Annotated in this window: 3 protein-coding genes and 2 pseudogenes; all 5 read right to left on the reverse strand. The window is 69.5% G+C overall.

The window, feature by feature from the left end; translation table 11 throughout:
* A partial coding sequence (locus CSW58_RS05025) for an MFS transporter (protein WP_143755082.1) occupies positions 1-967 on the reverse strand: 967 nt, incomplete at its 3' end.
* Positions 968-1,120: 153 nt separating this feature from the next.
* Positions 1,121-2,449, reverse strand: coding sequence for an HlyD family type I secretion periplasmic adaptor subunit (locus CSW58_RS05030; protein ID WP_099446554.1), 1,329 nt, complete (start codon positions 2,447-2,449; stop codon positions 1,121-1,123).
* On the reverse strand, positions 2,446-4,197 hold the full coding sequence (locus CSW58_RS05035) for a type I secretion system permease/ATPase (protein ID WP_099446555.1): 1,752 nt from the start codon (positions 4,195-4,197) through the stop codon (positions 2,446-2,448). The genes CSW58_RS05030 and CSW58_RS05035 overlap by 4 nt, the downstream gene beginning before the upstream one ends.
* Before the next feature lie 81 nt (positions 4,198-4,278).
* Positions 4,279-6,775: pseudogene (gene gyrB, locus CSW58_RS05040) on the reverse strand (DNA topoisomerase (ATP-hydrolyzing) subunit B).
* Positions 6,772-7,868 (reverse strand): annotated as a pseudogene (gene recF / locus CSW58_RS05045) (DNA replication/repair protein RecF); the annotation flags it as partial. The pseudogenes recF and gyrB, both read right to left, overlap by 4 nt.

Consider the following 7,868-nt stretch of genomic DNA (forward strand, 5'->3'; position numbering starts at 1 on the left):
CGGCCATGATGATCCACTTGCGGCCGATCTTGTCCGACAGCCAGCCGAACAGCACGAAGAACGGCGTGCCGATCAGCAGGGAAATGGCGACCAGACCGTTGGTCAAACCGCCATCGACCTTGAGCATCTTCTCCAGGAAGAACAGAGCGTAGAACTGTCCAGTGTACCAGACCACCGCCTGGCCCGCCGTCAGCCCGACCAGGGCCAGGATGACGATCTTCAGATTGCCCCACTTGGCGAAGGAATCGGTCAGCGGCTTCTTGCTGCCCTTGCCCTCGTCGATCATTTTCAGGAACGACGGGCTTTCGGCCAGCTGCAGGCGGATCCACAGCGAGACGCCCAGCAGCAGGACCGAGATCAGGAACGGAATCCGCCAGCCGAACTCCTTGAAGCTGTCTTCTCCCAACGCCTGACGGGTCAGCAGGATGACCAGCAGGCTGAGGAACAGGCCGAAGGTGGCGGTGATCTGGATGAAGCTGGTGTAGAGGCCCCGCCGACCGGGCGGTGCGTGTTCGGCGACATAGGTGGCCGCCCCGCCATATTCGCCGCCCAGGGCCAGGCCCTGGACCAGGCGCATAACCACCAGGGCGATCGGCGCGGCGATCCCGATCTGGGCGTAGCTAGGCAGCAGGCCGACCACGAAGGTCGACAGGCCCATCAGCAGCATGGTGACCAGGAAGGTGTTCTTGCGGCCCCAGAGGTCGCCGAGCCGGCCAAAGACCAGGGCCCCGAACGGCCGCACCGCGAAGCCCGCCGCGAAGGCCAGCAGGGCGAAGATATAGCCGGTGGTCTCGTTCACGCCCGAGAAGAAGTGGTGAGTGATGTAGGTCGCCAGCGAGCCGTACAGGTAGAAGTCATACCATTCGAACACCGTGCCCACCGACGCCGCCCCGATGACCAGGGCGTCCTTGCGTCCCACGACCTGGCCGGTCTTGGCGTCCGCTGATGTCGCGGTGGGTTCACCCATGGTCTCGCCTCCCCGGCTCGCCGCTTGGCGCGGCTGTCGCTCGACTCGTCGCATCCCGCGGCGTTGTTGACCAGTGCGAGGCCGTCCAGCGATTGGAGAGGACGATTTGCGCGAGGCCGAGCAAGCCGCCTCCTTGGCCGCGCCGTGTCATCTTCAGTGCTCGCGACCCATGCGCCAGAAGCTCTGGGTCAGGGGCTCGAGCAGGTAGCTCAGGGCCGAGCGCTTGCGCAGCGGAATCAGGACCTCGACCGGTAGCCCGGCCTGAAGACCGGTGCTGTCGCCCCGCACCTGCCGGATCTTGGCCAATTCTTCAGGCGGAGCGGCGACCTCGGCGCGGAAGTACTGGGTTCCGGTCTTCTCGTCGGTGAAGCTGTCGGCCGAGAGCTTGGTCAGGACGCCGTTGAGCAGGGGCAGGTTGCGCTCGTGCAGCGAGGTGAAGCGGATCTGGGTCTTCTGACCGGGCCGAAGATCGTCGGCGTCGGCCGGCGAAATCCTGGCCTGGATGACCAGCTTGCGATCCTGCGGGACGATTTCCATCAGGATCTGGCCCGGAGACACCACCCCGCCCACGGTGAAGACGCTCATGGCCACGACCCGGCCGCCGGCCGGGGCGCGCACCGTGGAGCGGGCGAGCTGTTCGCGGGCCGAAAATAGCTTGGGCCGCAGGTCGTCGAGCCGGACCTGGATGTCGCGCAGCTGGCCGGCCACCTCTTCCATGCGGTCGCGATCCAGGGACAGGGCCTGAAGTCGGGTCTCGCCGACGGCTTCATTCGAGCGGGCGATCTGGGCGCGATAGGCTCCGTCCTCGCCGAGCAGGGACGCGGCGCTGCGTTGCAGGGCCAGGACCCGGGATTTCGGCGCATAGCCCTTGTCAGCCAGTTGCTGGACCGCGCCTAGCTCCTCGTCGATCAGCCCCTGTTGCCGGCGGTTGGCCTCCAGTTGACGTTCGGCCCCCTTGGTCTGCTGGTCCAGTTGCAGCATTCGCTGGCGCAACACGCCGCGCTGGGTCTCCAGCGCCTGGCCGCGAGCCTGGAACTGCTGGCGCTGCAGGGCCAGGGCGTCATTGGCCAGGGGGCGATCTTCCGGGTTGAGGGCGGCGAACTCGATCGGGGCGCTGAAGCCGGCCTGCCGATCCCGCTCGGCGATCAGCCGGGCCCTCTGGGCCAGCAGGGTCAGGACCTCGCCGGTCATGCCCCGCTCGGCGGCGCGCAGTTCCGAGGCCGAGATCTCCAGCAGGATCTCGTCCTTGACCACCGATTGGCCTTCCTGGACGCGGATCGCCGTCACCACCCCCCCGTCGCGATTCTGCACGGCCTGGCGGCTGCCCGACACGGCCACGATCCCGGGTGCATAGGTTCCGGCGTCGAGCGGCGCCAGAGCCGCCCAGCCCAGAAAGCCGATGAAGAAGACGGCCGCGACGCCGCCGCCGAGCCGGATCATCCGCGCGGGGTCGTCGGACAGGCGAGGCTGAGCGGTGGTCATGGCTTGGCGACCGTCAGCGGACCGGACCGGGCTCGCGCCTGGGCCTGGGCGGCCTGGGCGGTCATCTCGGCGATCACCTCGGCGCGCGGCCCATCGCGGTCGACCTGGCCCTCGCGCAGCACCAGCAGACGGTCGGCGATATTGAGGATCCCGGTGCGGTGGGCGACGATCAGGATCGCCGCGCCCCGCGCCTTGGCGGCCATCAAGGCCTGGTTCAGGGCCAGCTCCCCCTCGCCATCGAGCGCCGAGTTGGGCTCGTCGAGGATCAGCAAGGACGGCTCGCCATAGAGGGCTCGCGCCAGGGCGACCCGCTGGGCCTGGCCGGCCGACAGGCCGCGGCCGCCGGCGCCCAGCACCGCGTCATAGCCCTGGGGCAGCCTGAGGATCAGCTCGTGGACGCCCGCGGCCTTGGCGGCCGCGACGGCGGCGGCGTCGATCGCGGCGGCGTCTCCGCCGGCCCAGGCGGCGAAGCGCGAGATATTGTCCTTGATGGAGCCGGCGATCAGGGTCGGGTCCTGGGGCACATACCCAACGTGCCGGCCCAGACGGTCAGGATCCCAGTCGTCGAGGCTGGCGCCGTCGAGGCGCACAGTTCCGGCGTCGGGGGACAGCGCGCCGGCCGCGACCCGGGCCAGGGTCGTCTTGCCGGCGCCGCTGGGCCCGATCACGCCCAGGATCTGACCGGGGCCCAGGCGCAGGGAGACGGCGCGCAACAGGGGCGGACCGTCGCCGGAGGCGCGGATCGACACCGCTTCGAGCGCCAGGTCGCCCCGAGGGGGCGGCAGCTGGGTGCCCGGGGCCGCGCGCCCGTCGGCGGGGAACAGCCGGATCAGATTGTTCAGGGCGCCGCGGGCCTGGCCGACCATGGCCCAGGCTCCGACGATCTGCTCGATCGGTTGCAGGGCCCGGCTGAGCAGCACCGAGGCGGCGATGATCGCGCCCGAGGAAATCTGCTGCTCGACCGCCAGCCAGGCGCCGAGGCCCAGAGCCGCTGACTGCAGGAACAGGCGAGCGAACTTGGTCGCGGCCGCATAGCCGCCGCCGGTGAACTGGGCCTGGGCCGAGAGGTCCAGGCCGGCGCGACGGTCGATCAGCTGCCGTTCGCGCAGGGCGCCGCGCATGCCCAGGGCGCGGACCACCTCGGCGCTGGCGGCGGCGGCCTCCTGCGAGGCATAGGCCTGGGCCTGGGCCTGGAAGGCGTCCTTGGCGCGGACCCGGGTGGCGCGCTCGTTGAGCAGGGCCAGGGTGATCAGGATCGCGCCGCCGGCCAGTGTCAGGGCGCCGATGGCCGGATGGATCATGAAGGCGGCCAGCACGTAGAGCGGCGTCCAGGGCGCGTCCAGGGCGGCCAGGGCGAGCGGTCCGGTCAGGGCCTGACGGACGATATCGAACTCGCGCATCCCCTGCTGTGACGCCCCGGGAGCCAGGGCGCTCATCAGTTTCTGCAGAATGCCGCCGGCCAGAAGGCGATCGAGACGCAGGCTGGCCAGGACCAGCAGCCGGGTCCGCACCGCCTCTAGGGCGGCCAGGGTCGCCAGGGCGAAAGCCACCACGAGGGTGAGATAGAGCAGGGTCAGCCGGCCCTCGGTGGGCACGACACGGTCATAGACCTGCATCATGTACAGGGTTGGGGCGAGGAACAGCAGGTTGATCAGGGCGCTGAACACCGCCGCCGCCAGGTAGTGCGGGCGGCAGGCGCGCAGCGCGTCGACCAGGGGCCGCGGCAGGGGGGCATCCAGAAGCTTCACTCGAGTCTCCACCCGGCGTACGGAGGCCTGGCGACCTTTAGTCAACCCTGGGCCGGTCCAGACCGGCCCAGTCAACCTTGATCAGACGTCGACCTCGGCGTCCAGCGCATTGGCCTGGATGAATTCGCGGCGCGGTTCGACCAGATCGCCCATCAGGCGGCTGAACATGTCGTCGGCGTCATCGGCGTGATTGACCCGAACCTGAAGCAGGGTGCGGGCGTCGACGTCGAGCGTGGTTTCCCACAGCTGGTCGGGGTTCATCTCGCCCAGGCCCTTGTAGCGCTGGATGGTCAGGCCCTTGCGGCCGGCGTCCAGCACCGCGCCCAGCAGATCGAGCGGGCCACGGACGATGGTCGACTTGTCCTTGCGGCGGAAGGTGGCCGGGGCCGAGAACACCTCGGCCAGGCCGCCGGCCCGTTCGGCCAGACGGCGGGCGTCGGCCGCGTGCAGCAGGCCGTCGTCCAGCACCACGCTCTCGGTGACGCCGCGACGCACGCGCTTGAACACATAGGCCGTGTCGCCGCGCTCGCCGGTCCACGGACCGTCGCCCTCCTCGGCGTAGAGATCCAGTCGCTTGGCGGCCGCGGCGATGTCGGGGCTCTCGCCCAGCAGGCCGGCCAGGGCCCCCTGTTCGACGGCGAAGGCCGGGGCGCGGGCGGCCAGGCGGTCGATATTGCCCTTGGCCGACCGGCACAGCTGTACCAGGGCCAGCAGGTCCTTGCCCGTGCGGCGCTCGCCCGAGGGCAGGTCCAGCTCGGCCCCGTCGACGCCCTCGTCGACCAGGAAGGCGTCCATCTCGAAGTCGTCCTTCAGATAGCGCGAGGACTTGCCCTTGCTGGCCTTATAGAGCGGCGGCTGGGCGATATAGATGTAGCCGCGCTCGATCAGCTCCGGCATCTGCCGGTAGAAGAAGGTCAGCAGCAGGGTGCGGATGTGGGCGCCGTCGACGTCGGCGTCGGTCATCAGCACGATCTTGTGGTAGCGCACCTTGTCGGCGTTGAAGTCGTCGCGGCCGATGCCGGCCCCCAGGGCGGTGATCAGGGTGCCGATCTGGTCGGACGACAGCATCTTGTCGAACCGGGCCCGCTCGACATTGAGGATCTTGCCGCGCAGGGGCAGGACGGCCTGGTTGTCGCGGTTGCGGGCCTGCTTGGCCGAGCCGCCGGCCGAGTCGCCCTCGACGATGAAGATTTCGGACTTGGCGGGATCGCGCTCCGAGCAGTCGGCGAGCTTGCCGGGCAACGAGGTGATGTCGAGCGCGCTCTTGCGGCGAGTCAGTTCGCGGGCCTTGCGGGCGGCCTCGCGGGCGGCGGCGGCTTCGGCGATCTTGCCGACGATGGCCTTGGCTTCGTTGGGATGCTCCTCGAACCAGGAGGCCAGGCCTTCCTGGACCAGGCCCTCGACGGCCGGGCGCACTTCCGACGAGACCAGCTTGTCCTTGGTCTGCGAGCTGAACTTGGGGTCCGGCACCTTGACCGACAGCACGCAGGTCAGGCCTTCGCGGGCGTCCTCGCCCCCGACATTGACCTTTTCGCGCTTAGTGATGCCCGAGCTCTCGGCATAGCCGGTGATGATCCGGGTCAGGGCCCCGCGGAAGGCCGACAGGTGGGTGCCCCCATCCCGCTGCGGGATGTTGTTGGTGAAGCACAGCATGTGCTCGTGGTAGCTGTCGTTCCACCACAGGGCCAGGTCGATCTCGACCTTGTCCTTGCGGCCGCGAATGACGATCGGAGCCTTCAGAAGCGGGGTCTTGGCCTTGTCGAGGTGGCGTACGAAGGCCTCGATGCCGCCCTCATAATGCAGCTTTTCTTCCCAGGGGTCGGCCCCGCGCAGGTCGCGGAAATAGATCGTCACGCCCGAATTGAGGAAGGCCAGCTCGCGCAGGCGGTGCTCCAGCGTCTTGCGGTCGAATTCGATGAACGCGAAGGTGTCTGTGCTGGGGTAGAAGGTCACCTCGGTGCCGGTCAGATATTCGCCGGCCTTGGGGGTGTCGACTTCCCGGATCGGCGAGTCGCCGGTCACCGTCAGGACGAGACCGCGTCGCCGCGCTCGAAGCGCATCTGGTGGGCCTTGCCGTGGCGGTGGACCTTCAGCTCCAGCCAGTCGCTGAGCGCGTTGACCACCGAGACGCCGACCCCGTGCAGGCCGCCCGAGACCTTGTAGCTGTTCTGGTCGAACTTACCGCCGGCGTGCAGCTGGGTCATGATGACCTCGGCCGCCGGAGACGCCCTCGCCTCGTGGATGTCGACCGGAATGCCTCGGCCGTCGTCGGTGACCGTCACCGAGCGTCGGCGTTGAGAGGATCACCTCGACCTTGGTGGCGTGGCCGGCCAGGGCCTCGTCGATGGCGTTGTCGCACCACCTCATAGACCATGTGGTGCAGGCCCGAGCCGTCATCGGTGTCGCCGATGTACATCCCCGGGCGCTTGCGCACCGCGTCCAGGCCCTTGAGCACCTTGATCGAGTCGGCGTCATAGTCGCCGCCCATCACTTCGGGGGCCGCCATCTGCGAACCCTCGGCGGTGGTCAGGCGGTCGCCGGAATGGTCTTCGGCCGGGGCCTTGGTCTCTTCAGTCATTCGTCTTCCAATACGGTCAGGCCGAGTTCGCTGACGCGAACGCCGAGAGCCCGACCCTTCAGGTGGTCGAACAGCGACTCGTCCGTGCCGGTGAGAAAGGCCTGGAGCTTGAGCGCCGTGATTTCATCGGCCAGAGCCGCTCGCCGGGTAAGGTCGAGATGCGCCGCCACTTCGGAGCAATACTAAGAGGAGCAATACTGGATTCGGCGCGGATTTCGCACGCGAAAAGTCGCGCCGCGCTGGGCCAGAACCAGGTTCAGAATCAGCGCTTTCTGCTCGCCGGTCGAACATTCCGCCGCGGGACGGTCCTTGTCGACATGTAGGATGGCCAGATCGCCGCGATGCGGGCCGGTCAGGGCCCGCCCCGCCGCCCCGTCGCGGGGCCGGGCGGCGGCCAGGGCCGTGGCCAGCCGGACCTCGATCTCGGCGGTCTCGACCCCCGCCAGGGCCAGGACTTCCCATTCGCCGGTCAGGTCCAGCCGGGCCAGCGGAAAGGGGCGGTCGCCGCGGCCGTCGATCTCGGCCTGCAGCGCCGTCAGGGTCGTCGCCCGGGCCTGGGCCATCAGGGCCCCGGCCTGGCCGAGCCGGGCCTCCAGGGCGGTCAGCCAGACCGTGTCGGCCGGTCGGCCGGTCTCCAGGCGTCGGTCAGCAGCCGCATCCGCTCGCGCTGGGCCCGGTCATAGGCCCCGGCATGGCTGGCATGGGCGGGTTCGCCGGCGAAGACCAGGCGGTCGAAGAAGCGCCGCCGCTCGCTGGCGGCCTCCAGAAACAGCCGGTCCTGGGCCGGGGTCAGCCAGATCGGCCGGATATGGTCGGGCAGTCGGCCCGGCGGCACGGTCTCGCCCTCGATGCGCACCAGGCGCCGGGTCTGGCCGCCGACCTCGACCCCGACGCCCAGCTGCACCGGCGCGTCGTCGCCGGCCTGGACCTGGGCCGCCACCGCCCAGGCCCGGCCCGTCGCCTCGCCCGGCATCCGCCGCCCCACCTCCGCCAGGCTCGAGCCCCGCAGGCCCTTGCCGGGCGAGAACAGGCTGATGGCCTCCAGCAGGTTGGTCTTGCCCGCCCCATTCGAGCCGAACAGATAGACGCTGCG

Origin of the sequence: Caulobacter sp. B11, assembly GCF_002737765.1 — a bacterium.
GTDB lineage: Bacteria > Pseudomonadota > Alphaproteobacteria > Caulobacterales > Caulobacteraceae > Caulobacter.

What these genes read in the sequence shown, in the direction of transcription:
- CSW58_RS05030 (WP_099446554.1), bottom strand. Translation starts at nt 2,449, where the DNA reads ATGACCACCGCTCAGCCTCGCCTGTCCGACGACCCCGCGCGGATGATC.